Origin of the sequence: Paenibacillus alkalitolerans (assembly GCF_016482785.1) — a bacterium.
Classification (GTDB): Bacteria; Bacillota; Bacilli; order Paenibacillales; family YIM-B00363; genus Paenibacillus_AE; species Paenibacillus_AE alkalitolerans.
Window position 1 is genome coordinate 74,717 of record NZ_JAEMXM010000006.1, and the last position, 26,118, is coordinate 100,834.

Annotated in this window: 24 protein-coding genes and 1 riboswitch; of the genes, 2 read left to right on the top strand and 22 right to left on the bottom strand. The window is 51.4% G+C overall.

All coding sequences use genetic code 11. The features are described 5' to 3' along the window. Positions 1–13: 13 nt before the first annotated feature. The gene (locus JET16_RS11840) at positions 14–1,762 is read right to left on the bottom strand and encodes an RNA polymerase sigma factor (RefSeq protein ID WP_199616144.1); all 1,749 of its coding nucleotides are present in this window, start codon (positions 1,760–1,762) and stop codon (positions 14–16) included. An 877-nt stretch (positions 1,763–2,639) separates the two neighbouring features. Here JET16_RS11840 and JET16_RS31110 point away from each other — a divergent pair. Further along, a complete protein-coding gene (locus JET16_RS31110) occupies positions 2,640–2,966 on the top strand; it encodes a cyclic-phosphate processing receiver domain-containing protein (protein WP_407673130.1) in 327 nt (108 codons plus the stop codon). A 388-nt stretch (positions 2,967–3,354) separates the two neighbouring features. Here JET16_RS31110 and JET16_RS11845 read toward each other — a convergent pair whose 3' ends face one another. Together JET16_RS11845 and JET16_RS11850 are read right to left on the bottom strand one after the other, a co-directional pair. Next, on the bottom strand, positions 3,355–4,446 hold the full coding sequence (locus JET16_RS11845) for a threonine aldolase family protein (RefSeq protein ID WP_199616146.1): 1,092 nt from the start codon (positions 4,444–4,446) through the stop codon (positions 3,355–3,357). Between the two features lie 343 nt (positions 4,447–4,789). Then, entirely contained in the window at positions 4,790–5,284 is a 495-nt protein-coding gene (locus JET16_RS11850; protein ID WP_199616147.1) for a MarR family winged helix-turn-helix transcriptional regulator, read from the bottom strand. 232 nt (positions 5,285–5,516) lie between these two features. On the opposite strand from JET16_RS11850, the gene JET16_RS11855 reads away from it, so the two are divergent. Then, entirely contained in the window at positions 5,517–6,716 is a 1,200-nt protein-coding gene (locus tag JET16_RS11855; RefSeq protein WP_199616149.1) for an FAD-dependent oxidoreductase, read from the top strand. Positions 6,717–6,756: 40 nt separating this feature from the next. On the opposite strand, the gene JET16_RS11860 is transcribed toward JET16_RS11855, so the two are convergent. The 19 genes from JET16_RS11860 to JET16_RS11950 form a co-directional block, all read right to left on the bottom strand. Further along, positions 6,757–7,536 (bottom strand): helix-turn-helix transcriptional regulator, encoded by a 780-nt coding sequence (locus JET16_RS11860; RefSeq protein WP_199616458.1) that lies wholly within the window; start codon positions 7,534–7,536, stop codon positions 6,757–6,759. A gap of 5 nt (positions 7,537–7,541) precedes the next feature. Beyond that, positions 7,542–8,138 carry a LysE family translocator gene (locus JET16_RS11865; protein WP_199616151.1) on the bottom strand — a complete coding sequence of 199 codons (597 nt, stop codon included), beginning with the start codon at positions 8,136–8,138 and terminating at the stop codon, positions 7,542–7,544. Between the two features lie 270 nt (positions 8,139–8,408). Then, the gene (locus JET16_RS11870; protein ID WP_199616153.1) at positions 8,409–8,837 is read right to left on the bottom strand and encodes a class I SAM-dependent methyltransferase; all 429 of its coding nucleotides are present in this window, start codon (positions 8,835–8,837) and stop codon (positions 8,409–8,411) included. Positions 8,838–8,983: 146 nt separating this feature from the next. Beyond that, the gene (locus JET16_RS11875; protein WP_199616155.1) at positions 8,984–9,697 is read right to left on the bottom strand and encodes an SDR family NAD(P)-dependent oxidoreductase; all 714 of its coding nucleotides are present in this window, start codon (positions 9,695–9,697) and stop codon (positions 8,984–8,986) included. Between the two features lie 193 nt (positions 9,698–9,890). After that, positions 9,891–10,148 carry a hypothetical protein gene (locus tag JET16_RS11880; protein WP_199616157.1) on the bottom strand — a complete coding sequence of 86 codons (258 nt, stop codon included), beginning with the start codon at positions 10,146–10,148 and terminating at the stop codon, positions 9,891–9,893. After that, positions 10,145–10,738, bottom strand: coding sequence for a DJ-1/PfpI family protein (locus tag JET16_RS11885; RefSeq protein WP_199616159.1), 594 nt, complete (start codon positions 10,736–10,738; stop codon positions 10,145–10,147). The genes JET16_RS11880 and JET16_RS11885 overlap by 4 nt, the downstream gene beginning before the upstream one ends. 57 nt (positions 10,739–10,795) lie before the next feature. Further along, a riboswitch (ZMP/ZTP riboswitch) is annotated at positions 10,796–10,874 on the bottom strand. 281 nt (positions 10,875–11,155) lie between these two features. Beyond that, a complete protein-coding gene (locus tag JET16_RS11890; protein WP_199616161.1) occupies positions 11,156–12,160 on the bottom strand; it encodes a LacI family DNA-binding transcriptional regulator in 1,005 nt (334 codons plus the stop codon). A 93-nt stretch (positions 12,161–12,253) separates the two neighbouring features. Next, on the bottom strand, positions 12,254–13,063 hold the full coding sequence (iolB, locus tag JET16_RS11895; protein ID WP_199616163.1) for a 5-deoxy-glucuronate isomerase: 810 nt from the start codon (positions 13,061–13,063) through the stop codon (positions 12,254–12,256). Positions 13,064–13,081: 18 nt separating this feature from the next. Next, on the bottom strand, positions 13,082–14,125 hold the full coding sequence (gene iolG, locus JET16_RS11900) for an inositol 2-dehydrogenase (RefSeq protein WP_199616165.1): 1,044 nt from the start codon (positions 14,123–14,125) through the stop codon (positions 13,082–13,084). A 12-nt stretch (positions 14,126–14,137) separates the two neighbouring features. Further along, positions 14,138–15,001 (bottom strand): class II fructose-1,6-bisphosphate aldolase, encoded by an 864-nt coding sequence (fba, locus tag JET16_RS11905; protein ID WP_199616167.1) that lies wholly within the window; start codon positions 14,999–15,001, stop codon positions 14,138–14,140. 40 nt (positions 15,002–15,041) lie between these two features. Beyond that, positions 15,042–16,487, bottom strand: a complete 1,446-nt coding sequence (locus tag JET16_RS11910; protein WP_199616169.1) for a CoA-acylating methylmalonate-semialdehyde dehydrogenase — start codon at positions 16,485–16,487, stop codon at positions 15,042–15,044. A 36-nt stretch (positions 16,488–16,523) separates the two neighbouring features. Further along, positions 16,524–17,537: a 5-dehydro-2-deoxygluconokinase gene (iolC, locus tag JET16_RS11915; RefSeq protein WP_199616170.1), complete on the bottom strand. Its 1,014-nt coding sequence runs from the start codon at positions 17,535–17,537 to the stop codon at positions 16,524–16,526. A gap of 3 nt (positions 17,538–17,540) precedes the next feature. Then, on the bottom strand, positions 17,541–18,452 hold the full coding sequence (gene iolE / locus JET16_RS11920; protein WP_199616172.1) for a myo-inosose-2 dehydratase: 912 nt from the start codon (positions 18,450–18,452) through the stop codon (positions 17,541–17,543). A gap of 29 nt (positions 18,453–18,481) precedes the next feature. Further along, entirely contained in the window at positions 18,482–20,347 is a 1,866-nt protein-coding gene (gene iolD / locus JET16_RS11925; RefSeq protein WP_199616174.1) for a 3D-(3,5/4)-trihydroxycyclohexane-1,2-dione acylhydrolase (decyclizing), read from the bottom strand. Between the two features lie 222 nt (positions 20,348–20,569). Beyond that, positions 20,570–21,400: a sugar phosphate isomerase/epimerase family protein gene (locus tag JET16_RS11930; protein ID WP_199616176.1), complete on the bottom strand. Its 831-nt coding sequence runs from the start codon at positions 21,398–21,400 to the stop codon at positions 20,570–20,572. 60 nt (positions 21,401–21,460) lie between these two features. After that, entirely contained in the window at positions 21,461–22,459 is a 999-nt protein-coding gene (locus tag JET16_RS11935) for a LacI family DNA-binding transcriptional regulator (RefSeq protein ID WP_199616179.1), read from the bottom strand. A gap of 64 nt (positions 22,460–22,523) precedes the next feature. Further along, entirely contained in the window at positions 22,524–23,552 is a 1,029-nt protein-coding gene (iolG, locus tag JET16_RS11940) for an inositol 2-dehydrogenase (protein ID WP_199616181.1), read from the bottom strand. 29 nt (positions 23,553–23,581) lie between these two features. Continuing rightward, positions 23,582–25,072: a sugar ABC transporter ATP-binding protein gene (locus JET16_RS11945; RefSeq protein ID WP_199616183.1), complete on the bottom strand. Its 1,491-nt coding sequence runs from the start codon at positions 25,070–25,072 to the stop codon at positions 23,582–23,584. A 28-nt stretch (positions 25,073–25,100) separates the two neighbouring features. Next, positions 25,101–26,090 (bottom strand): ABC transporter permease subunit, encoded by a 990-nt coding sequence (locus JET16_RS11950; protein WP_325176678.1) that lies wholly within the window; start codon positions 26,088–26,090, stop codon positions 25,101–25,103. Between the last annotated feature and the right edge of the window lie 28 nt (positions 26,091–26,118).

The window sequence follows — 26,118 nt, forward strand, 5'->3', positions numbered from 1 at the left end:
CTTCTCCTATGTTTCACGGATGAAAAAGGGGCAACAACCGCCTGACTCGCTCAAGCCGTTCAACCGCCGAAGCTTCTGCCTCGTACGCGCTGCCCAGCAACTCGATACCGGCTGCCGCTTCCGCGCGATCGTGTGGCTTGCCGCCGGAAGGAAACGGAAAGAGGCGGCAGTAGTTCATCCACGCTTCGGCCGTATCATTATACAGCAGTGCTGCTTCCTGCAGAAGCCGGCTACATTCCCCAGCTGCAGCCCGTCCAGCTTCGTTCAGGAACTTGGCCGCCCAGCGTCTCGCGTCCGCCGTCAGCATAGCACAATACGCGCTGCCGACCGGATCGATCCGTCCGCTTCGCAGTGCGTCGATCCAGGCGAAATAAGCGGCGAGGCCCGATACGTATCCGGTAAGTCCTCGTTCCCCGTACGCATGGCGGACCGCCATGCCGAGCGCACAGTCAAGCTGCCGGGTTCGATCCGGAATGACCGGCTTATCCGGTTTGCGGAGCGACATCAGGAACAAGCCCCCGGACGAACCTCTGCCCAGTGCTGCGAACGGCAGTGAGCGTCGAGCCCGCGGGTCATGCGCATGGACTTGCCGTTTCCCCTCGTCCATCCCATAAATCAGGCCGAACTCCGGCGTGAACAAGTCCCAGGCGATGACAGGCCTCTTTTCCCGCAGCGCTTCTCTCACAAAAGCGACCCCATCATAAAGCAGCCCGGGCGACGGGAAGACGCCGCCATCTCCAAGCAAGTCGCATTCGGCCCCCAGGTTGCGCGCAGCATCGGTAAAAACGGTCTCCCAGAAAAACGACCACGGACCCGATGCATCGATTCGTTCGACTTCCACCGTATTCCGGAATGCCAGAGCGGAGAGCCCCATCACATCGGCTAACGAGTAAGCTTTTGGCTCTCTCGGATCTTTCTGCTCTTTCCGATCCTTTGGCTTTTGCTTAAAGGCTAATAGGCCTCTTGTGCCGTCCTTTTCTCCTCCACCGGTTTGTACAAGAGCATCCAACGAATGACGCAAGCATACTCCGATGGATAGGGCACATCTTTTCCAATCAGCGTTCAGCCGTTTAGAATGTACAGTAAGAACGATCGTGCCGTTATTTTCGCTTCGCCCTTGCGTACGTTCCCTTTCCCGATCGTGCAAATACTCGTTTAACCGGATACGCTCCTTCTGCTCACGCACTTTTTGCCTTGAGGCGGATAACGTGTTATAGACGTGGTTCGTGCCGACCGATAGAAGCTCTGCAATTTCATGCGGCTCCAGCTCGCGAAACACATACGCTTGGAAAACGTGCTTTTCCCGTTCCGTAAGCGTCTCCATAAGCTGCTCAGCCCAGTCCCAGAACATGCGGCGTGCCAGCCGTTCCTCCGGATTACCGATTGGATTGGCGTGAAATGCGTCTCGGAAATCTCTCCGGCTCTCCATGTGGGCCGTACCTGCTTTCACCGAAGACTCAAGCGAAGTAAATGGACGCTCCTTGGCATACGGACCGCCTCGTCTCAATCGCATATACGCTTCATTGCGTACGATCTGATGCAGCCACGGCACGAATTTGTCCGAATCTTGCAGCGAACCGAGGTGCAGAAAAGCGCGCAGGAACGCCTCCTGCAGCACGTCCTCCGCCAGGTGACGGTCCCGTGTCAAGGATGCGGCGAAGCCAAGCACCTTGGTCCGGTTCCGTCTCACTAGCTCACTGAACGCATCTCGATCTCCCGCGCGCGCCGCTTCGATCAGTCTGCGCTCATCTGGCACTTCCATGTCGCCCCTCCTCTTCTCCGTCCGACGAGTAGATGCCGGCCGACTCGAAATTCTCATGGAGAAATCGGAATGTTTTCAAAAAAATTTTCACTTTGCTTGGGTAAAGATTGTATATTACTCTCTTGCCTTTTACCGGCATTAGATTTCCACTTCATTGTCGTCTGAGTTAGGGTTAAATCGCTTATCGTATTGTTCTACCACATATGATGACTATACATCTTCTTTTAATCTTTAATACTGAATTTCTAATAATCATTTGAAGCGCAAAAACATAGCTTAGACGGGCTATCGGGTCATTTCTACTCGAGTAACCATTTTGTCCCGTTATTAAATACGTCAAAATAATGCGAACACGACTTTCTTCTATTTCAAACAAACAATTTCCTTCTATGTATACACATTCTTACATTATTGCCCGATGGCTTTAATGGAAAAATTGAATTAAAAGAATAAGCAACTCTGTTCCGATGTCATTTGTAACACCAAACGATTATTGCCTGAGATATGATTCTTAATGATGCGAGCCGTTATATTGACAAAAGGCCCATGTTATTGTCGCTCATCGACAAAAGACCCAAGTTCTTGTCGTTCGTCCGCGACAAGAACTAAGGCCTATAAATAAAAAAACCGCGATAATACGCGGTTTGAATCGGCCAATGTTCTTGTCGCCCGACAGGTATGGGCGACGAATCCAATAACTCAATGATCATCCAAAAGAAGCAATATGTGAAGGTTTACTTCTTTTGAACGTACAAGTAAATTGTGTTACCTTTACTGCTGGTTATTATGACGGGTGCAAAAAACCCAAGCGTCGATCCGCATCACTTCATACACTATTTCTACATTCATTGTATACTTGATAAGGACTGGGTTAAGTATGATAAATGTATTTCTAGATGATTTGCGAGCTGAGCCCAAAGGTTTTTACTTAGTAAAAACAGCAGAACAATGTATTAAGGTATTGGAATCAAAAAAAATTAAGGTAATTTCTTTGGACTACAATCTTGGCTTAAAGAACCGTACCGGATATGATGTTGTTAAATATATGGTGAATAAAAGGCTATTCCCTAAAACAATCATTATCCATAGTGCTAATCCGTACGGGCGATTAAAGATGTTTCATTTACTAATCCATAACAAACCCAAAAATGTCCGCGTTTATATAAAGCCATTACCGTTTCCTTTTTTCAAAAAAGCGAAATAATTGCCAATGAGGTACTTCTGCCGAACATTATTTCAATAGAAAACTGGCTGGATTATGACATTATCGGCAAAGTCAGTACGGATAACACCGGATTGACCGGATATGACTATGCTGCCATGACCGATTAGTGCATATTGAACGCTTGTCGTACCGTAAGCTTCCGTTAGAAATGCGGCTTTCCCGCCGCAGCCTTCCACCCTGATAAAATATGTACCCTCACTCTCCCATTCAATCAGAAACCACCGTCATCTCGCCTAAAATAAAAAATAGAATCGGAGCGTTTGCAGGAATGGAGCTTTAAAGTTTCTGATTGATGGGGAGAGTGAGCAAAAGAAATAAGGAGGGCGGCCCTCGATGGGCTCGCCCTCCTTTCATTAATCTATCTTCGTCAAGCATCCCTAATCCTCTTATCAAGCAGTTGAAAAACTTTCTCTATGTCTAGTTTTGGCGTAAGAGCATATTGGTCACCGATAGAAACTTCGAAATAACAGTTCGTCTCGCTCGTTTCACTTATGTAGGAAGTTAAACCGATACCCGTTTCCTCATACAAACGAATCAAAATAGTCTCCAGCGTAGCTTTCGGCAAATCGAAATGTACGTGAAACATATTGGACACAGGCACTAAGGGCTCCGTTGCAACGCCATGGCACCGATTATAGAATCCGGCCAACTCTTTAGCTTCTTCGTAGTACCGGCCCATGTGAGGCAATCTTTGTTTTAAATAATAATCGGCGCTGACGATGTATGGATAGAGGCTGATCAGATCGCCTCCGTGGCGCCTTTTCCATACTTTGGATTCCTTCGCAAATTCTTCGTCGCCGGCAAGAATCGCCCCGGCAATCCCGCCAATCCCTTTGTAAAACGATACATAAACACTGTCAAAAAGCTTGCAAATTTCATCGGCCGACTTTCCATAGTAAGGCAATATTTCAAAAAGTCTCGCGCCATCCAGGTGCAGCTTAATCCCTCTTTCGACGCAATAAGCCGAAATAGCCTCCAGTTCGCTGTATTCCGGCAATTGTCCGCCGATCTCGCGCTGAGGCAATTCCAGTAGTAAACACGCAATATCCTCATTTAAGTTCAGCACATCTTCCAGTTGAATCAGCCTGTTTTTATCTGTCAGTAAAATGGGCTCAATATGATGCAGTTGCTTTAACCCGTCTTCTTCGTGAATCTCTAAGTGGCATAACGGATGGTAGGCGACCTTTTTCAGACCCTTCCTGTCACACCATATTCTTAAAGCGATTTGCTGTGCCATTGTTCCGCTAGGGAAAAATACTGCAGATTGTTTGCCTAAATAATGTGCCATTCGGTCTTGGAAAACTTCAATCAGCCGCCCTGCGCCATACATATCGCTGTCAAGGCTGCCGTCCGTTTCGTCCAATGGTTCTTTCAGAACTTGAATGGTTCTTTTACCATGGCCGACTAATTGGAAGGTAGTTTTATAAAATGCTTCTCTTAATGGATTATTTCCATTCAAATTGAACGCTGCTCCTTTCCCGCCGGGACCCCCGCATTCCGCTCATTCCATTTTCGGAGGATATAGCTTTTGATTTGCTCCGCTACTTCGGATGGCGTCGTGGTCGTAGTGTCAATAATGGGCATCGGCGGATTGTATGCGGTCTCCGCATTATCAATAAGCCACTGTGCAAATTTTTCATGGGATTTAAGCATTTCATCGGTCCACATCGCTTTATCTTCCCGGTTGCGCAGGCGATTGTTTCGAGTCGTGTGCCATCATCATTTCCCCCTTGAATCCATACAACTTATCTTAATACAAAAACATGTGATGGAGAGGGAAGGTTTGGTTATAGTCGTTAATACTATTTCTGTCTTGACCGCTTTCGCCCTTGATTCCTTAACCGCTGAGTCTGGTGTTTCAGGATTTGATTCGCCTTCTCCATATAGTCGAGCAATACCTGCAGCTCGTCCGGGTCATACTGGGAATAAAGCTCGTTCATGGCTTCAGCTAATGGAGCGAATGCGTCGATGAGCATATACAAATTCCCGTAGAGAGGCTCTACAAGGACGATACGGAGGTCTTTCGGATCCTTCGTGCGGCGGACGTATCCGGATTTCTCCAACCGGTTCAACGCACTCGTAATAGCTCCGGTGGTAAGCCCCGTAAGCTCGGCCAGTTGCCCGGCCGTCGCCTTTCCCATGCCGAGCACAATGTCCAATATTTTATGATCCGTTATGTTCAGTCCGAGATAACCGGCCACCGTCTGGTGAAACATAATCGTTTGAGTGGAAAGCCGCTTTGAAGCTTCCTGAAGAGACTGACTGAGATCCGGCCGTATAGATCGATTGTGCTCCATTTGTTCCTTCCCCTCCTCACATCATATGGATAAAATTGAAACTAAGATTGATTATATCCAAAAGAACTAAGCAATTCTTTTAAACCCGACCAAAGTCTAGCCCCAATTCAGTCTCAGGCCGTTTTCCGGATGGTTCGTCTGTGATTTATGATACAGGGAAAGGACGCATCGATGCATATTATCTTAATTTTTAAGATAAATGCATCGCATCCAATTGACAGGAGGATACGAAATGAGAAAGACGAAGAAAGCTTTGATTATCGGTTGCGGAGTTGCCGGACCTGCCGCCGCTCTGTTTTTGAAAAGAGCAGGATTCGAACCGGTCGTGTTCGAAGCGATGAAGGGGCATGACGATTACGAGGGCTTGTTCCTGAATGTAGGCCGCAACGGCATGCGCGTATTGGATGAGCTGGGGGTGGACGGACCGATTCGGCAGGACGGCTTCGAAATGCGAGTTATGAGCTTCCGGAGCGGCACCGGCAAACTGCTGGGGAACATCGGTGAGCAAACCTCTGAGCCTCATGGAGTAACGATCAAAAGAGGCTTCCTTCATCGGATACTGCGTGAAGAAGCGCAGCGGCAGGGCATTCCGATCGAGCTCGGCAAAAAGCTACTCGATTTGCAAATGACTGCCGATCAAGTGACCGCATATTTTCAGGACGGGACATCCGCGACAGGAGATTTTGTGATCGGCTGCGACGGCATTCACTCTAAGACTCGCAGCATAATTCTGCCGAACGCTGCCCAGCCTTCATATACCGGCTTGATCAGTTTCGGCGGTTTTACACACGGCCGGGACATTGTCCGCGAGCCGGGAATTCAGCATATGGTGTTCGGCAAGAAAGCGTTTTTCGGATATTTGGTCAAGGACGATGGGGAAATTTACTGGTTCGGAAACATGAATTATCCGGGAACGCCGACGCGCAAAGATTTGCAGGCGATTCCCGCCTCTCAGTGGCGGCAAACGATTACCGGGCTGTACCGTCACGATCCCCATCCTGTTCCGGACATTGTTCGGCGGACGGAAGGCGAGTTCGGTGTGTACCCGATCTACGACATGCTCACACAACCGGCATGGCACAGCGGCAGAGCCGTACTGATCGGCGATGCGATCCATGCGGTTTCTCCGAATGCCGGGCAAGGCGCATCCCTCGCGTTGGAGGACGCCATGGTCTTGGCAAAATGCTTAAGAGATATAGACGGCGTGGAGCGGGCGTTTGCCCGATTTCAGCAGCTCCGGCAGGAACGGGTGGAACGGATTGTGCGTTACTCTAGAACCATCGGTCAACGCAAGCATGCGACGAACCCGATCCAGGTATTTTTCCGTGACCTGCTGCTCCCTCACTTCTTGAAATCTGCGGGCAAGCACTCGCATGCGTGGATGTACGATTACCATATCGACTGGAACGAGAAGGTCCCGGCTGAAGGATAACTGCCGCATCAATCCGGCAGCCTTAAAAGTTGCGAAGAAGTCAATTTATGTGTGTCAAATATTCAAATGCCGTAGTGCCATATACGCGTTTAAAGTGTCTGTTTAAATGGGTCAAATCGGCAAAACCGCATTCCGTAACCGCCAGATAGATGTCCTTGGTGCTTTCTATTAATTTCTTTGCATACTCAACCTTACAGTTTAAAAAAAATTGATACGGTGATATTCCGGTATTCGCTTTAAATGCTCTGATGAATTGAAATTTTGACATCCCGAACTCTTTGCATATGTCGTCTAGCCGTAAAACATTGTCTATACTGTAATACATCATTTCTTTCGCTTTCTTTGTCAGGTGATGATCTGTTTTGTATGCCTCCGGGCTCATTTTTGCTTCGGAAAAACTTTCTACAAGAGTCAGCAGCAGTTCGCTGCAAAAGGATTCGTCTTTACCATTGGATATTGCATGTGCAAGCCGCAATATCTTTTGCTTTAAATCAGCATTATAGACGATAGGTGAAGTGAATCGCGGCAGATCCCTTTTCTCGAGCACCTCGGTGAAATGATCGGGGTGAATATAGAGCATGACATAATCGATGCCCGTCTTATATTGCGATCTGCCGTCGTGGATTTGCTCGGGATTAAACAGCATAACGCCGCTTGCATGGGATGATTGAAAACTGCCGTCCAAGTTGTATTGCTGAACGCCGCGTAAAGTCACACCTAACGCATATTCCTCATGGGAATGCTTTTTGTAGGTGAAATCGGTAAAACTTGCCGACAATGCGGTAATCCCTGCCGATTTTCGATATACAAATTTGTTCATTTCATTCACCCCGTAATGAAATCAACCAGTCCCGACACCATGATCGCTGAATAAACCAAAAACAATGCCATGATCAGATTGGCAGCCTTCTGAAACCGTTGCGCAACTCCCCTTATTAGCGTACCAAAAAGCGCCCACATCACAAATGCTGAGAAGCCGATCACAGTTACAACTGCGACAAAGACCGATAATATGTGCGGTGACTTATAGTGCGGCATGACGTAGCTTGGAATAACGGTCATTGTAAACAGTATGACTTTAGGATTTATTAGCTGAAGAAGGAAGCCCGATAAGAAGGAAGAGGCTTGGTTTGAGGGTTCCTTTGATACATCCATTTTGGAGATCAAGTAAGCAAGGTAAAGCATATAAAAGGTACCGATGATCTGAACAACCGACAAAATATTTGGAACAACCGCCGCAAGCGCACTGCTCAGCATAACTGAAGCCGCAAGCAACGCGCCAAAAGCGATCGTAGCTCCCGATATAAATTGCATTACTTTTTTTAGTCCGAAATTTTGGACCGAATTTAATATGAGGATGTTTGTAGGTCCAGGTGTGAAAGTTACAATCATGCAGTACATTATGAATGACGTAATATTCATGATTGACCGCCTCCCGGCAAGGTTTCTCATGAATTATAATCTGCAGGTTGGACCGCTCTATAGGATATTATTGCAGACGCAGACGCCCCGGTAGTGCTGGAACGGCGTGTCTTGTTTCGCAGTGGAACAACGTGGTTCACGTATGAACCACGTTGTGCCGGGGTGCGGAGTTGGAACAGCACTACGCTTCCTTACTCATTATATTTCCTCGCATATATCGATAACCATTGAGGCAGAGCTGCCAGAGGGTTCAATTGCCAGTTACACAGGTTATCGATCTTGCAGATCGTTAATCCATACATGAACGCCGTTTGACGTGTATACAAAATCATACTCGCCGCTCTTAATTTTGCTTAAGCTCATTGAATCATCGCAAATGAATTCAATATCCCAACTTTGTTTACGGGCAATTTCTGCACTGTTTTCCAGCTGTCTTTCAGATATATCGCAAGAAGTTACTTTTGCACCCATCAAGTAGAAAGCGAAAACAGCATGGTTGTCACCGCTCGAAGGGACGCAAATTCGTTTGCCTTGCAGGTTTGGCAATGTTTTTTTGATCATTGAATACGTCGTATGATGAAAGGCTGATCCAGGATTCTCTATTATTTTTGATATCGCTTCGTCTGTCCTATATCTTAGATACCACGTATCGGACCATTGATTCCAACTGTTTTTGATTTTGTTACTATGATTATCCATTAATAATTCCCCATTATATATTTACTCAGAAATGCGTTGCGGAACTTCCCCTGAGTGCCGCGAGCCACGAATTCTTGTACTTGTTCCAAGCCTTCGGGAATATGGAGCTCCGAGGCGCTGTACCTGTAGTTGCCTTCCCAGTCCTTTTACCCTTTCCCCGATGATCCTAATAACCTTCTAACAATTTTTTTTGCAGCATTTTCAGCAGATATTAAAGCTCCCGATTCCTTTGCCTCCCTGAAAAATGCCGCAAGCGGCAGACCTTCTTCGTTACGAGCCTCAGTCTGCATATCGGTGTCGACCATTCCCGGATCTACTGTGTAGATCGTCAACGATCTATGATTCTCAATTTGCACACAGGAAGTGAACATATTCAATGCAGCTTTCGAAGCACAGTATAAGCTCATACCGGCTGCCGCATGTTTGGCTGAACCTGAGGAGACGTTCACTATTGTTCTGGAAATATCCCATTGCTCTGTATGCTTTATAAAAGATTGGGTCAATAAGATTGGGGCTAGTAAGTTTGTTTGTACATTCTTGACTGTTTCTGCAGGATCGCAGCAATCTATACGGCCTAACGGAGTTACTTGGGCGGCATTATTAATCAATGCAATTGACTGTATATCCTTCGCAACTTGATTAATAAGCCCATTAATTAAAGCTGGGATACCCTCCGTGTGCTGCAGATCGTATTTTACAAATTGTATGCTGCAGTCTTTCTGAGCGGCTAGTTCTAACAAGAAATCGTTATTGTTCCTCGCAAGAGCAAAGATAGTATGGTTGCGCTTAATAAGCTGTTTGCAGATTTCAAAACCCAAACCGCGAGACGTTCCCGTTATGATAAATGCCCTCTCCACCATACCACTCCTCTGCAAATTATCACCGGAAGGCTATTGTGCGTATGATCACATACTCCACCGCCAAAGCCGATCACCATAACTCCGGAGCTTTTTCAGCAAATATACGACCTATTAATCCTGAGCTATGTACATTGAGTCTTCATCCATTAGTTTACCGGACACCCGTCGCCGCCTATCAAACTTACAACAATTATTAAATATGTTTAACAAGAGTGACTTTATCGTAACCGGGTCTAAAAAAATCTTTCTCGTATTTTACCATTTCAAAACCGATTTTCCGATAAAACAATAATGTCGCTTCGTTACCAACATGGCCTAACGTGTAGAGAATAACTTGCTTACTGCCCAGATCATATTTCTCAATGATAAACTTCGGGAATTGAAGAGGGTACCCGCCCATAATTTCCCTGACATAAACCTGGTCGGTTTGCTCTAATGAACGAATAATCAATTCATATCCCCTCCATGCTTTTGGATGCTGGAATAGTGCGGGTAATCCATCTTCTCTTGCACTTCCCGAACGACATTTTCGTTAGTGAGAGATTCAATAAAATATAGACCCAGATCAATGGATGCCGATACTCCCCCGCCGGTAAAAATGTTTCCATCCCTGACAAAACGCTTCTTTACCACTTCCGAGCAATAAGGGACTAATAGTTCGTATGCGGAGGGATTTGTCGTCGCTTTTTTGTCATGTAAAAAACCGGCCGCACCCAAAATCAATGCTCCTGTACACACAGACACTTTGTATTGGACATCCTTGGCGGTCCGGATCCATGAAATGAACTCGTTGTCGAATCTAAGCTGCCTTGTCGAGAGTCCTCCGGGGATAAATATCACATCGTACACCGACAGATCGGGGGAAATACGATTTATTTTAAAAGACAACCCGCGATCATCGGTTACTTGCTCTTTGTTCGAACAAAAATCCCATGACACATTTTCCTTTACCTTTAAAATTCCCAACCATGTCACCGCTTCGTAAAATCCGATAAAATCCAGCGCCGTCATCCTGTCAAACAAAATGAATCCCATCTTCATCACTAAACACCTGACCTTTCGTCATAAATAAAAAAAGTATTTGATCTCAAGGATCAAATACTTCGCCCAGGCGTACGGCTTTATGAATGTGCGCTCCCTCGTGGTGATCCACGTTACGCCAGTCGCGCACACCAAGATATTTCCACTATTGTATTCCGAATATTCAAATTATTCAACAGATTTTTTCGATCAAGCACTCTAACCCTCATACGCGCGTGACGTCCGTCACTTTATCGGCACTGAGTCAATATCGGACATACCTCGGCCAAAGCCGATCACCTTAACTCCGGAGCATTTTCCGCAACCATCGCACTTTTTTATCCTGAGTTACGCATATTGCCTGTTTTCACATAATATCAAATCCCCCTGAACGACAAATAACCCGCGGTGATCGCGGGTCCCCGGTTCTATATTCAGTTATCTCGCTTGCTGCGTGGACTGGCGGACAACGAGCTCCGGACGGAGAACGATTCTCTGCTTGACGGCATCAGTATTCACCAAGTTATCGATTAGGAGTTCGAATGCCTGCTTCCCCATCCGTTCGATCGGCTGTGCGACCGAAGTGAGCGGCGGATCCGTTACTCCCGCCAATATAGTATCGTCGAAGCCGACAATGGAGAGATCGTCCGGCACTTTGACGCCGGATTTCTTGGCCGCCTGCATGGCGCCTATGGCGAGCAGGTCGTTGCAGCAAAATATCGCCGTAGGTTTGTCCCCTCGACTCAGCAATTCGTCGGCGCCTCGTCTTCCTTCCTCCACCCGGTATTCGCAGATGACGATGCCGGAGTCGTCGAACGGAACATTCAAATCGGATAATCCTTGCTTGAAGCCACGGATCCGTTCGCGGCTGCTGCTCACCTTCAAATTCTCGGACAGAATGGCCAATCGGCGGTGTCCGAGCCCTGCAAGATGCTGTGCTGCCAACATGCCTCCGATATAGTCGTCGGTGACGACCGTATCCGCCGCAATCGCGGCCGTTTCCCTGGAGATCATCACGAAGGGTATGGACCTCGTTTCCAGCCGCTTCAAGATTTCTATGTTATCGATCCCTGTTCCGATTATGATGCCGTCGACGCTTTTTTGCTCAAGCAAAGAGATGTAGCGCTCGACGCGCTCGTCCTTGTTATCCGTGCTGCAAATAATAACGCTGTAACCGGATTGGTGGGCTTGATCCTCAATCGCGCGCGCAATCTCCCCAAAGAACGGGTTGGAAATGTCCGGGATAAGCAGCCCTAACGTGAAGGTCTTCTTCCCCACAAGCGCTGAAGCGATCAAGCTCGGCTGGTAATCGAGTTGTTCCATGATTTTTAAAATTTGCTCGCGCCGCTCTTTGCTGATTTTCCCTTTTCCGTTAATAGCGTTGGAGACGGTAGCGATCGAAACTCCCGCCGCTTTGGCCACATCGTAAATAGTAGCTTTCATTGATGTTACCTCTGAGAAATTAGTTTAGGGGATGCGCAAGACATCCCCTACGGATTCATTATGAGCAATGCCGTTAACGGTTGCAAGTTTCACTTAGTTAGCCGTCATGATCCAATGATGATCCGGATCGTTATGGAATTTCCAGGTGCGGTGAGGTCCGGCCATGACGTTCAAATAGTACACGTCGTACCCCGGAGGCGCGGACACAGGATGATAACCTTTCGGCACGAGCACGGCTTCGCCGTCTTTGACGACAAGCGTCTCGTCGAGCGAACGGTCGTCCGTGTATACTCGTTGGATCGCAAAGCCCTGCTCGGGTTTCACCCGAAAATAATACGTCTCTTCCAGGAACGATTCGTCCGGCAAAGCGTCTCTGTCATGCTTATGCGGCGGGTAGCTCGACCAATGCCCGTTCGGCGTGAACACCTCAACCACCAACAAACTGTCGGCAGGCTCCTGCTCCGGAAGGATGTTATGGATGCGGCGTTCGATATTGCCGTAGCCGCGCATCTCGACGCCGACTTGTTCCGGCGCGATCAGACGCGCGGCATGACTTCCGCGGCCGGGCGCGGAGCAAACGGCAAGCTCGACGGCAGTCCGTGCTTCCACCCGGTAATAATCGCCGTTCGGCACATACACGGAATACGGCGGCGTTTGCTCGAACACGCTCATCCTCCGTCCGATCCCGCTCCATTGCTCGCGGCTTGTCGAGACGTCCGCAACGCCTGAAAGCAAGACGACGCATACTTCCCGGTCCCCCGTCTCTTGTTCCAATGACTGTCCCTCGGACAGCCTAATCACTTCAAATCCGACGTAAGTCCATCCCGCCGACTCGGGAGTAATGGATATCAGCTTGCCGTCAGCGGCGTTATTGGATTCAGGGGATACGATTAGCTTAGACAAGACGAAACACCTCGCTTTCTAAGTTTGGATTGCCATTGAACGGCGCAGCTCTCCGATCTCACTGATCTTGACGGCGCGGTTCAACCGGTAAGACAGCTTCGCGGCAAGCGCAATGCGCTCCGCCTGCAGTCCGTCATTGCCGTCCACAGGAAGCGGCGCGCCGTTAACGAGGCTGTCGATAAATTTCTCTACTTCTTCCGCATACGCTTGCGTGTACCGTTCGAGGAAAAAGTGCAGCGGCTTGTCGGAAGAAATTCCCTCTTCTGTACTCACAACGGCCGTATTCGGGTGATCGTTCGCGACGGAGACGCTGCCCTTCGAGCCAAACACCTCCACGCGCTGATCGTACCCGTATACCGCTTTGCGGCTGTTGTCAATGACGCCAAGAGCCCCGTTGGCAAACTTCAAGGTGATGATCGCGGTATCGACATCTTCGTATTCGGCAAACACCGGATCGACGAGAACGCCGCCTTGGGCGTACACCTCGACGACCTCGCTGCCGGATAAAAACCTCGCCATGTCGAAATCGTGGATCGCCATATCCATAAACAGACCGCCCGACACCTTAATATAGTCTCTTGGAGGCGGGCTCGGGTCGCGGGACGTAATCTTCACGATGTGAGGCGTGCCGATCGTGCCGTCCTCAACATGCTGCCTCACCCGTTTGAAATTATGGTCAAAGCGGCGGTTGAACCCGATTTGGAGCTTGACGCCCGCTTGCCGGACCGCCTCAATCGCTTCTTCCGTCCGCTCGATCTCCATGCTGACCGGCTTCTCGCAAAAAATATGCTTGCCCGCCAGAGCCGCCTGCTTGATAAGCGGGACGTGGGTATCCGTGGAGGAACAAATAAACACTGCGTCGATATCCGGGTGCCGGATAATATCGTCGCTGTCTTTGGTCAGTATTCCGATTCCCCGCGCCGCCGCCCAAGCCTTCAGTTCCTCCCCGGCGAACAGATCGCTGACCGCGACGATCTCAACGTCCGGATGCCGCAGCAAATTATCCGCATGAATTTTCCCGATTCGTCCGGCGCCGATAATGCCGACCTTGATTTTGGTCATCTCCGCTTCCTCCTATGCTTTCCCCGCGCTGCCGAACAACCGGATCTTCGCTTGAACCGACGCTTGAATCGCTTCACGAGCCGGAATCAAATAGTTCCTCGGATCGTACGCATTGGGGTGTTCTTGTAAGTACGTTCGAATCGTTGCCGTACAAGCCATTTGGTTATCGGTGTTGACATTGATTTTAGCTGTGCCCGACGAAATGGCCTGCAGGATCTCTTCGTCCGGCAGGCCGCTGCCGCCGTGCAGAACGAGCGGAAGGCCGGTAAGGCGGCTGATTTCTTCCATCCGTTTGAAGCCGAGCTTCGGCTGTCCGCGGTAAGGGCCGTGAACGGAGCCGAGCGCGGGAGCCAAACAGTCAACCCCCGTCTCGCGCGCCAGTCTGACGCAATCCTCGGATACCGCGTACATCCCTTCCGCCTCGTCGACGACGAGATCGTCCTCCCTGCCGGTGATGCGGCCGAGCTCCGCTTCGACGGAAGCCCCGAGAACATGGGCTGCCTGCGTAACGCGTGACGTTACGCCGATGTTGTGCTCGAGGTCGTGATGCGAAGCGTCGATCATGACCGACGTAAATCCGGCATGAAGCGCGCGGATGCATACGTCGTAGGTGGAGCCGTGGTCGAGATGGAGAGCGACGGGAACAGATATCCGGTAATGCTCCATCAGCGACCGGACCATCCCCGAAATCGTCTTCAGTCCGCCCATATATGGAATGTAAGGCTCACTGACGCCAAGAATGACAGGGGCTTGTTCGGCTTCCGCCGCCAGAAGAATCGCCTGCGTGAATTCCAGGTTGTTCAAATTAAATTGCCCTACCGCATATCGTCCCTCCAAAGCCTTGTTCAGCATGGCCGTCATTGAAACGAGCGTCATTGGATGTTCTACCTCCGAATGTCCGATTTCCACCGCCCGGTTACCAGCGGGTCGTTACCATTTTCTTGCGGGTGTAGAATTCAACGCCGTCCATGCCGTTCGCGTGCAGATCGCCGTAGAACGACTTCTTCCAGCCCGAGAACGGGAAGAACGCCATTGGCGCCGGAACCCCCAAGTTGACGCCCAGCATGCCTGCATCGATCGTTTCGCGGAATTGCCGCATCGAAGCCCCGCTTCTTGTAAAGAGACAAGCCCCGTTGGCGAATTCCGAACGGTTGGCGACCTCAATCGCCTCTTCCAGCGTGTCGGCACGAACGATGGACAGCACCGGAGCGAATATTTCGTCTTCCCAAATCTTCATCCCCGCTTGCACTTGATCGAACACGGTCGGACCGACGAAGTAGCCTTTGCCTTCGCAAGCCGCGTCCTTGCGGCCGTCACGCAGCAGCAGCGCGCCTTCCTTCTCCCCGATCTCGATATATTTCAATGTCCGTTCTTTATGAGGTCCGCGGATGACCGGTCCTAGGAACACACCTTCCTCCAGCCCGTTCCCGATCGTCAATGTATCGGCCGCATCGACCAGCTTGCCGACGAGCTCGTCCCCGATTTCTCCGACCGCCACGACGACGGAGCATGCCATGCACCGTTCGCCCGCCGAGCCGAACGCGGCGTTAATAATTTCTTTGACGGCCAGATTCAGGTCCGCATCAGGCATGACGATCGAGTGGTTTTTCGCTCCGGCGAGCGCTTGTACCCGTTTCCCGTTCGCGGAAGCCGTCTTGTATACGTACTCGGCCACAGGCTGGGAGCCGACGAAGGAAACCGCGATGACGGACGGATGCTCCAAGATGCCGTTTACGACATCATGCGCCCCGTGCACGATATTGAATACGCCGGCAGGCAGCCCCGCCTCGTGGAACAGCTCGGCCAGACGGTTCGCCAGCAGAGGCGTCCGCTCCGACGGCTTCAGCACGAATGTATTGCCGCAGGCGATCGCCAGCGGGAACATCCAGCACGGCACCATCATCGGGAAGTTGAACGGCGTGATGCCGCCGACGACGCCCACGGGATACCGGAACATGCCGGATTCCAGGTTCGTTGCGATATCGGGAAGCTGCTTGCCCATCATCAAATTCGGGGCGCCCGCGGCGAACTCCACGCATTCGATTCCGCGCTGCACCTCGCCGTAGGCTTCGGTGTAGCTTTTGCCGTTCTCGAGCGTGACGAGGCGGGCCAGCTCTTCCCAATGCTCCACCAGCAGCTGTTGGTACTTGAACAGCACTCTTGCCCGGCGGGGAACCGGTGTGCGGCTCCAAGTTTTAAACGCTTCTTTGGCGTTCTGAACGGCTTGATCGACATCTTGCTTCATGGACAGAGGCACATAAGCGAGCGCTTCTTCGGTTGCCGGGTTATATACGGTTTCGGTTTTGTCCGTTTGCGCCTCTACCCATTGTCCTCCGATCCAGTTCCTCAATACTTGCGTCATGGTGCAAGCCCCTTTCTGCTTGGTATGAATATTGTCTTATACAACAATTTCTCCGCGCTCGCAGCGAGCGATATATTCGTGTACTTGCTCCGCGGCCGGCATCGCATCGGAGCAGCTGTGGCTCGAGATGACGATGCAGGCGGCGGCGCTTCCGTACTCCATGCTCTTTTCCAGCGTCCAGCCTTGCGTCAGTCCGTACAAGAAGCCTGCCGCGTAAGAATCGCCTGCGCCGAACGTCTTGACGACCTTCGCCGGAAACGACTTGGCCCGGTGGCTCGCGCCGTCTTTCGTATAAGCGATCGAGCCTTCTTTTCCGTGCTTGATAATGACGATCTTGGCGGAGTGATCGAACCACTTGGCGGCGGTCACTTGATCGCTGCGTTCCGGATTATGCTCGAACCGCTCCATCATATCGAATTCTTCGCGTGTACCCAGGATGATGTCGCATTTTTCCGCTGCCAGGTTGTAGTAAACTGCGGTTTCCTCGGAAGAGGTCCATGTATAAGGGCGGTAATCGAGATCGAAAACGATGACGGCTCCATGTTTCTTCGCATAATGCAGCGACTGGAACACCGCTTCCCGGGACGGGCTTTGCGCCAATGCGGTCCCCGAGATGAGAAGCATCTTCGTTCGAGAGATGAGCTCCTCGCTCACTTCGCCCGGCGTTAATTTAAGGTCGGCGACGTTGTCGCGGTACATTAGAATGCTGCAATCGGTCGGACTCTTGATTTCCGTGAATGCGAGCCCTGTAACCGCCCCGGTGCTGTCCGTCACTACGTTGACGGTGTCGATCCGATTGTCCGTTAAGTAGCTGTGAATGAAGCGTCCCATCTGATCGTCGGCGATCTTTCCGATGAACGCCGTCTTCAGGCCGAAGCGCGACATCCCGATGGTAATGTTGGCCGGAGAGCCTCCCACATACTTCGTGAAAGTTCTGGTCTGTTCCATCGGGCGGTTGATCTCGTTGGCGTTCAGGTCGATGCAAAGCCTGCCGATCGCCGTGAAATCGATGCTTTTGCCGGAAGGAAAACTAATATAAGCCGTTGTCATCGTTCATTCCCCCGCTTTCGCTGAAACTAAGGATTCAAGATAAGCCAGCGCTTTGCTTGCGTATTCATATGGCGGATGCTCCGCCGGATCCTGCTCGCCCTCGAGCATCGCCCAACCTCTGTAGCCCCGGTCAACGAGCTCCGCGACGATCGGCTGGAAATCGAGATCCCCGGTACCCGGCAAAGTAAATACCCCTTTGCGGACGCAGGTGATGAAATCGGACTTTTCCGCTCTCGCTTGCTCCAGCACCGCATTGCGAACGTCCTTCAGATGCACGTAAGCGATGCGGTCGTAATGCTTGCGCAGCACGCTCAGCGGATCCGCCCCTCCGTAATAGGCATGACCGGTGTCATAGAGAAGGAAGACCAACTCCGGATCGGTGAGCTTCATCAGCATGTCGATCTCTTCCGGACGCTCCACGACAGTGCCGCCGTGGTGATGATACGTAAGCTGCAATCCGTACTCCCTCGCGATCGCACCGGCAGCGTTCAGCCCTTCGGCCAAGCTTTCCCAGCCTTCACGGTCCAGCCTCAACACTTGCTTCTCGCGAGGAGTCCTGCGCGGATCGAAATGCAAGGATCCTCCGATCTCGCACGTACTGATGACGGTGCTGCCCATCTCCTTAAGAAATTTGGCGTGTTCCCGGTACGCCTGCAGCTCTTGTTCCCGGTACGCCGGGTCCGAGAACAGCACGGATTTCCATTGGGAAACAAGCTGGATGTTTCTTGCGGCCAGTTCCCGCTTGAGCTCCTGAATGTCGCGCGGATACTTCCTCCCCATCTCGGTCCCCTTCAATCCTAGCCGCTGCATATCGTTAACGATTTGCTCGAACGTCGTGCCGTCTCCGTGCTCCCGAACGTCTTCCCCAACCCAATTGATCGGATGCGCACCTAATTGAAACGGAAAATCGGGCATCGTATCATCCCCTCTCGGACTTTTGGAAATCAATATGATTTAGCCTCTTGAATCTTTGCTTTCATTTCCCGATGCGCCGCGACGACCTTCTCGCTGACGGAAACCTCCGGCACGCCGACGTTCCACCAAGACTCGTAATTGCCCGTATTCGTTCCGGGTACGACGGGAATCTCGATCAAAGTCGTAATCTGCTCGCGCTTCGCTTGCTCCAGTGCCGCCTTCAGTTCATCGGCCGTGGATGCTTTATAAGCTTTGGCGCCGAGGCTTCGGGCGTGAGCGGCGAAATCGATCGGCATGTAACCGCCCGTGAGCCGGCCCGTCTCGCGGTCCCGATAGCGGAACTCGTTGCCGAAGCCGTCGCTTCCGTGCGCCCGCTGAAGATTGTGAATGCACTGGAAGCCGTGATTGTTGAACAGCAGCACCGTAATCTTCGTACTTTCCTGCAGGCTGGTCACGAGCTCCGAGTGGAGCATGAGATAGCTGCCGTCCCCGACGACCGCGTACACTTCGCGTCCGGGCTCCGCCATAGCCGCGCCGAAAGCGCCGCTCACTTCGTAGCCCATACAGGAAAAACCGTATTCCATATGGTACGTCTTCGGCTCCGAGGCTCTCCACAGCCGGTGCAGGTCGCCCGGCAGGCTGCCTGCGGCGCACACAACGACGGCGTTGGGATCGACCGTCTCCTGAATAACTCCGAGCGCTCTCGTCTGGGCGAGCCCTTCCTGATGCTCTAGTGAATAAAGCCGCTCCACCTCAGCATCCCACCGGCGTTTCAAGTCCGAGACTTCATTGTTTTCGTAACCGCTTGAATAACCCCTCTCCGCCAATGCGGAGCTAAGCGCTTTCAACCCAAGCTTCGCATCGCACGTCAGAGCGGCTCCTCCCCACTTGGCCGCATCCGGCGTGTTGACATTGATGTTCACAAATTGGATGCTGGAGTGCATGAATGCCGATTTGGACGAAGTAGTGAAATCGGAATACCGCGTGCCCACACCGATTACCACATCCGCTTCTTTGGCCAGCAGGTTGGCGGCCAGCGCTCCGGTAACCCCGATCGCTCCGACGTTCAGCGGATGATCCCACGCAAGCGCGCTCTTTCCCGCTTGGGTCTCGGCAACCGGTATGCCGAACGCTTCGGCAAACTCGCGAAGCTCCCGCATAGCTTCGGAATAGTGAACGCCGCCTCCCGCAATAAGCAGCGGTCTTTTCTTGCTCATGAGCAGCTCGGCCGCTCTCTTCACCGCGGCTTCCGCCGGAGGTCTCCGGTCAACGTAATGGACACGCTTATCGAAGAACTCTGCGGGATAGTCGTACGCCTCCGCCTGCACGTCCTGCGGGAGCGCCAGCGTAACCGCTCCCGTCTCCGCCGGGTCGGTCAACACCCGCATCGCCTGCAGCGCCGCCGACATCAATTGTTCCGGCCGAACGATGCGGTCCCAATATTTGCTCACCGCTTTGAACGAGTCGTTCGCCGAAACCGTATAATCGCTAGCCACCTCGAGCTGTTGGAGAACGGGGTCCGGTTGGCGCGACGCGAAATTGTCCCCTGGAAGCAGCAGAACGGGAATCCGGTTTACGGTAGCCGTCGCGGCAGCCGTCACCATGTTCAGCGCTCCCGGACCGATGGAGGAAGTGCAGGCGAAAATTTGCTTCCGATTTTTCTGTTTCGCGTAAGCGGCCGCCGCATGAACCATGCCTTGCTCATTTTTGCCCTGAATCAGAATCAGATCGCCCGGGCTCCGTTCCAACGCCTCGCCGATTCCGGTCACATTGCCGTGACCGAAGATGCCCATGACGCCGCGGATGAACTTTGTCTCCTCGCCGTCGACCGAAATGTACTGGGCATCGAGAAACCGCAGCAAAGCTTGAGCCATCGTTAAACGTATCTTTGCCATAGCTATCCTCCGTTTTTGATTAAGCGCTTTACCAAACAAAAACATACCATCATTCCAACTTGAATAAGTTCAGTTACAATACAAGCAGGTTAAGCGCTTTTTCTAATAGGATACACCCTTCCAAGTGTCTCCACAATACTTTTTAGAAGAAAAGTAGAGGTGCAGCGGATATTTTGTTCCGTTAGACCAATAACTGCCGCAAACTCATCACTGCAGCGTTGTTTACGGGAAATATTTGCGCACGATGCTTTCCGTCGTTTCCTTTCCGGTCCGAATCGTTCTTTCGATATCCCAATCCCAGTATTCCGGCCTGAACAACTCAACGGAAACCATATCACTGTAGCCGATCTCCCGAAGCGTGCCCAATATTGCATCCAAATTCACACAGCCGTGCCCCGGCCACACGCGGTGACGATCACGCAGCGCGCCCGCCGGCAAGTCCTCGCAATCGTCTATGTGGAACACGAAAATTTTGGCCGGATCCGCCTGCCGCAAATCGTCAAGCCTCGAGTTCATCGCGTGGAAATGGAAGCAGTCAAGCACGACGCCGATATTGTCGCGATCCGCCGCCTTCACGATGTCGTACGCTTGTCCGAACGTATTGACCGAGCAGTTCGGATAACCGACGAATTCGAAAGCCAAGCTTACGCCGTACGGCTGCGCGCGGTCAGACAAATCATGAAGCACCCGGACCGTCTCGTCTTGAATTTGCATTCTCGTATAATCGCCGACATCGAAGGTAGGAACTACAATAATTTTCTTGCAATCGATAACGTCCCCGATTTCGCACAGGAACTTCAGATCGTCGACGATTTGCCTGTAACCGGCCTCATCCCGAAAGCTGATGAATTCGAGAGCGTTAAACGCGAAAGGTTTGATCCGGCCTCTGTCAAAAAATTGTTTCAGATGTTCCGCCGCATGTTCCTTTAAATAGTCTTTGAGCTTATCCAGGCGTATCTCTATGAGGTCGTATCCATGCTTCTCGCAGTATTCCAGATCCGTCTTAAGCGTGGAATTTTTCATCGTCGTGGCTTGGTTGAATGCAATTTTCATAAAACGCCTCCAATGAAAAAAGGTTAATCGATTACCCAACATGTGCAATAAGACCCATCATCACCCGTACGGGCCGGTAGAACCGCGAACTACAAGCTTCGGAAACATTCGTATGGATTGTCTTGACGTATCCTTCTGTTCAATATGGTTTACGATGACTTCCATCGCCTTCTTACCCAATTCGTGGACCGGCATGGCAATCGAAGAAAGCTCGGGATGCACGATCCGGCACCAAGGCGTATCATCGAAACCGATGACGGAAAGCTCGCCCGGAACGGCGATGCCGCGATTTCTGGCAGCCCGCAGCGCACCGGCGGCCATTACATCGTTGCAGCCGAATATGGCGCTTGGTCTGTTGTCCAAATCCAACAGCCTCCCGCAGGCTTTCTCCCCCTCATCCAATCCGGAACCGGCATATATGACAAGACCGTCTTCTTCGCCAATACCGGCGGACTGCAAAGCCGCGAAATAGCCTCTAACCCGCTCCGCTCCGCTGTAAGAGTGCTCGGCGATGACCCCGATCCGTCTGTGGCCCAGAGAAATAAGGTGTTCCGCGGCCGCAAACCCGCCCATGAAATCGTCCACCGTAACACAGTCGACCGACAATTGCGGCTTCTCGAAAGCGAACAGCACGACCGGCACTTTCTCGTCGATAAGCGCTTGCAGCAGCGGTTCGTTTTGGAATTTGGAAGCGATGATAAACCCGTCGGCGCGCTTTTGCCGCATTAACGCGATATGCCTGGCTTCCTTCCCGGCATCGTTATCCGTGCTGCACATGACGATGCTAAAGCCTGCGTCCTGGCCGCATTCCTCGATGTGCTTCAAATATTGCGCATAAACCGGATTATCGATGTCGGGAATCAACAGCGCGATCTGATAAGTAAACTTTCCCTTCATCGCCGATGCCAGGACGTTGGGATGGTACTGGAGCTCATCGATTATTTTCTGTACTTTCTTCCTTGTTTTATCGCTGATTCTGCCGTTATTGTTAATAACCTTCGATACGGTCGCCGTTGAAACCCCGGCGATCCTGGCGATATCGTATATTGTGGTTTTCATGGTCACTTTTCCCGTCATTTTTTCTTCCATTGTACTTGATCGGCAGGAAAATACCATCCCTTTACTACTTTGTGTCTCGCCGCCTCAATTCACTCAGCTCGACCTTGCTTCCGGTTTCGAACGCCAATTGCGCCGCGGCTGCGATTTCGAGCGCGGCTTTGCCGTCTTCCTCCGTAACCGCCGGCCTTTCTCCCGATCTCAGACAATCGATATAATGCTGCATCTCCAACTGGAAAGCGTCCCTAAATCGTTCCGGAAATGCGGGCACGATATCATGCAGACCGCCTTTAGGAGTCAATATTTTCACGTCGTGATGTCGAAGCGAGCCGACGACGATCGTACCTTCGGTGCCGATGACCTCCGCACGAATATCGTAACCGTACAAAGCGATGCGGCTGCTCTCGATATCTCCCGCCGCGCCGGAGTCGAACGTCAAATACGTCAATGACTGGTCCACGTCTCCGAGCCGTTCCATAAACTCGTTGACCAATACGCTGCCGTGAGCCGCGACGCTGCACGCCTCAGCGCCCATCAGAAAGCGCGCGGCGTCGTAGTCGTGTATCGCCATGTCTAGAAACATGCCGCCGCTGTTCTTGATGAACTGTGCGGGAGGGGAGACAGGATCGCGGGAAACGGCTTTAAAATAAACCGGCTTTCCGATATCTCCAGCCGCAATGCGCCGTTTCGCTTCGGCATATGCCGGGTCGAACCGCCTCATGAAGCCGACCTGGCAAAGCACTCCGTGCTCGCGGATTGCTTCAATCACTGCATCCGCTTCTTCCAGATGGCGGGTTAACGGCTTTTCCACGAAAATGTGTTTGCCGTGCTCCGCCGCTTTAATAGCCATTTCGGCATGAGTACCCGTAGGTGTTGCTATGACGAGGGCATCGATGTCGGGATCCGTAAACAAGCTCTCGGGATCTTTCGTCCATCGGTCCAAACCCAACTCCCGTGCCGTTCTCTCCGCTTGCACCGCAACCGTGTCCGCGACGCATACGAGCTTGGCGCCCTTCACTTTGGATGCCAAATTGTCCGCATGCCAATAGCCTAGCCTGCCCAACCCCATGACCGCGCAGCGTATCGTTTCTCTCATTGTCTCCGCGCACACCTCCTATCGGAACATTAACTGAAAGCCAATTCCATAATTTTCTCCTGGCTTGCCTCGGCGCGGATCAGCTCGCCCTTCTTCGCGCCTTCGTGCATAACGACGATCCGGTCGCTCATTCCCAATATTTCCGGCAGCTCGGAGGAAATCATAATGATTGCTTTGCCGGTTTGGGCCAATCTGGACATCAGCTTGTGAATTTCCGATTTCGCCCCTACATCGATGCCGCGTGTCGGTTCGTCCAAGATCAGAATATCCGGATTGTTGAGCAGCCATTTCGCCAGCAGCACCTTCTGCTGATTGCCGCCGCTAAGGTTGACGATCTTCTGGCTCAGATTCGGCGTCTTGATGCTCAGCCGTTCGACGAAAGCGCTGCACATATCGTTGACCAGCTTGCTCTTCAAGAAACCGAACTTGTTCAAGTAATTGTCGATGCTCGACATGATCATGTTGTCTCTCACGGATAACGGCAGAAAGGCGCCCGTAATCTTGCGGTCCTCCGTCAGCAGTCCGATCTTTTGCTTAATGGCGTCCCGCGTCGTCTTGATATTCACTTTCTTGCCCTTAACGTATATCTCGCCCGAATCGGGCGGGTAAATGCCGAATATGCTCTCGATGACTTCCGTCCGTCCGGCCCCCATCAACCCCGCGATCCCGAGTATTTCCCCACTTCGCACCTCGAAGCTGATATCGCGGAACTTTCCGTTGCGGGTCAATTGTTTCACGGACAGCAGCACTTCGCCGATTTCGACTTCATCCTTGTGAAATACTTGCTTGATTTCCCGCCCGACCATCATCTGAATCAAACTCTCTTGGTTCAGTTCCGCTGCCGGCCTGGTAGCGATAAACCGGCCGTCCCGGAATACGGTAATATCGTCGCAAATACGGAATATTTCATCCATCTTGTGGGAAATGTAGATGATCGTTACTCCCTTTTCCTTCAAAGACGCGATAATGCGGAACAGCTGCTCGACCTCCTTATCCGTAATGGCCGAGGTCGGCTCATCCATGATAATCAGATCGGCGTTGTGGGAAATGGCGGCGGCGATTTCGACCATCTGCATATTCGCTATGCTTAGTTCGAACATTTTGGCGGTAGGATCGATGTCGATTTGCAACGAATCGAACAGCTTCCTTGTCTCGTCGATCATCTTTTTCTTGTTTACCCAACCGTAGCCCAAGGTCATTTCCCGTCCCAGAAAAATGTTTTCAGCAACTGTCATGTAAGGAACGGGAGTCAATTCCTGATGGATCATCGAGATCCCGCGGCTCAGCGCGTCCCTTGACCCGGACAGCTTCAGCTCCTCGCCCTTGAATTTGACCGTTCCCTTGTCGGGGGTGTAAATACCGAAAATAATTTTCATCAAGGTCGATTTGCCGGCTCCGTTCTCGCCCATCAGCGCATGTACGGTCCCTTTGCGGACCTTCAGCCGGATATTGTCCAACGCTTTGACGCCGGGAAACTCCTTCGTTATATCCGTCAATTCCAAAATGTACTCCGAGCTCATCAATGCTCACCTCCGATCGTTAAGAACTTTATTTCCTCTTGTTCTTTCTCGAATCGATAAATACGGCGACTACAATAATCGCGCCCTTCAATATTTGCTGCAAATAAGACGACACACCCAACAAATCCAACCCATTATTCATCACGCCGATAATCAACGCTCCGATGACCGTTCCGCCGATCGTCCCGACGCCGCCTGCCAAGCTCGTTCCGCCGATTACGGCGGCGGCGATCGCATCCAGCTCGTACATCGTGCCGGCCGTCGGCTGCCCGGACGCGATGCGGGAAGTCAGTATGATGCCTGCGACAGACGTCAGCAGCCCCGCAAACCCGTAAAGCATGATTTTGTACTTTTCGACGTTGATACCGGCAATAATGGCGGCTTGCTCGTTACCGCCGATCGCATAAATATATGTTCCGAATTTCGTCTTATTCAAGAGCAGATAAGAGATAAACGCTACAAAAAAGAATATCAAGATCGGAACCGGAATTCCGGCTATGCTTCCTTGACCGATAAACTTGAACGGGTCGGACAAGTTGCCGATCGGTCTGCCTCCGGTATACATCAGCGCGGCGCCTCTTGCGGCCGTCATCATGCCGAGCGTTACGATGAACGGAGCGATTTTGCCTTTCGCTATGATCGTTCCGTTAATGACGCCGGTCAGCATCCCTACGCCCAGTCCGGCCAATATCGTTATGAGCAGCGGATACTCGCCCGGATGGGCCAACGTCGCAACGACAACCGACGTAAGCGCGATCACAGAACCGGAAGACAAATCGATTCCCGTCGTGATGATGATGAAAGTTACGCCGATCGCCACAATCCCGACCACGGACATCTGCCTGACAATGTTGAGCAAGTTATCTGACGTTAAGAAGGTCGGAGACAACAAGGACATGAGGATCATTAAACCGATGAGGATAAACAGCATTCCGAATCGGCTCAATAAGGCCGTAGGCTTGAACCGGCCGCCCTTGGCCTTCGGCTTCTTTTCCGTTAGTACAACTGGTTCGCTCACTCTACCATCTCCTTGAAATGGGCTTCGA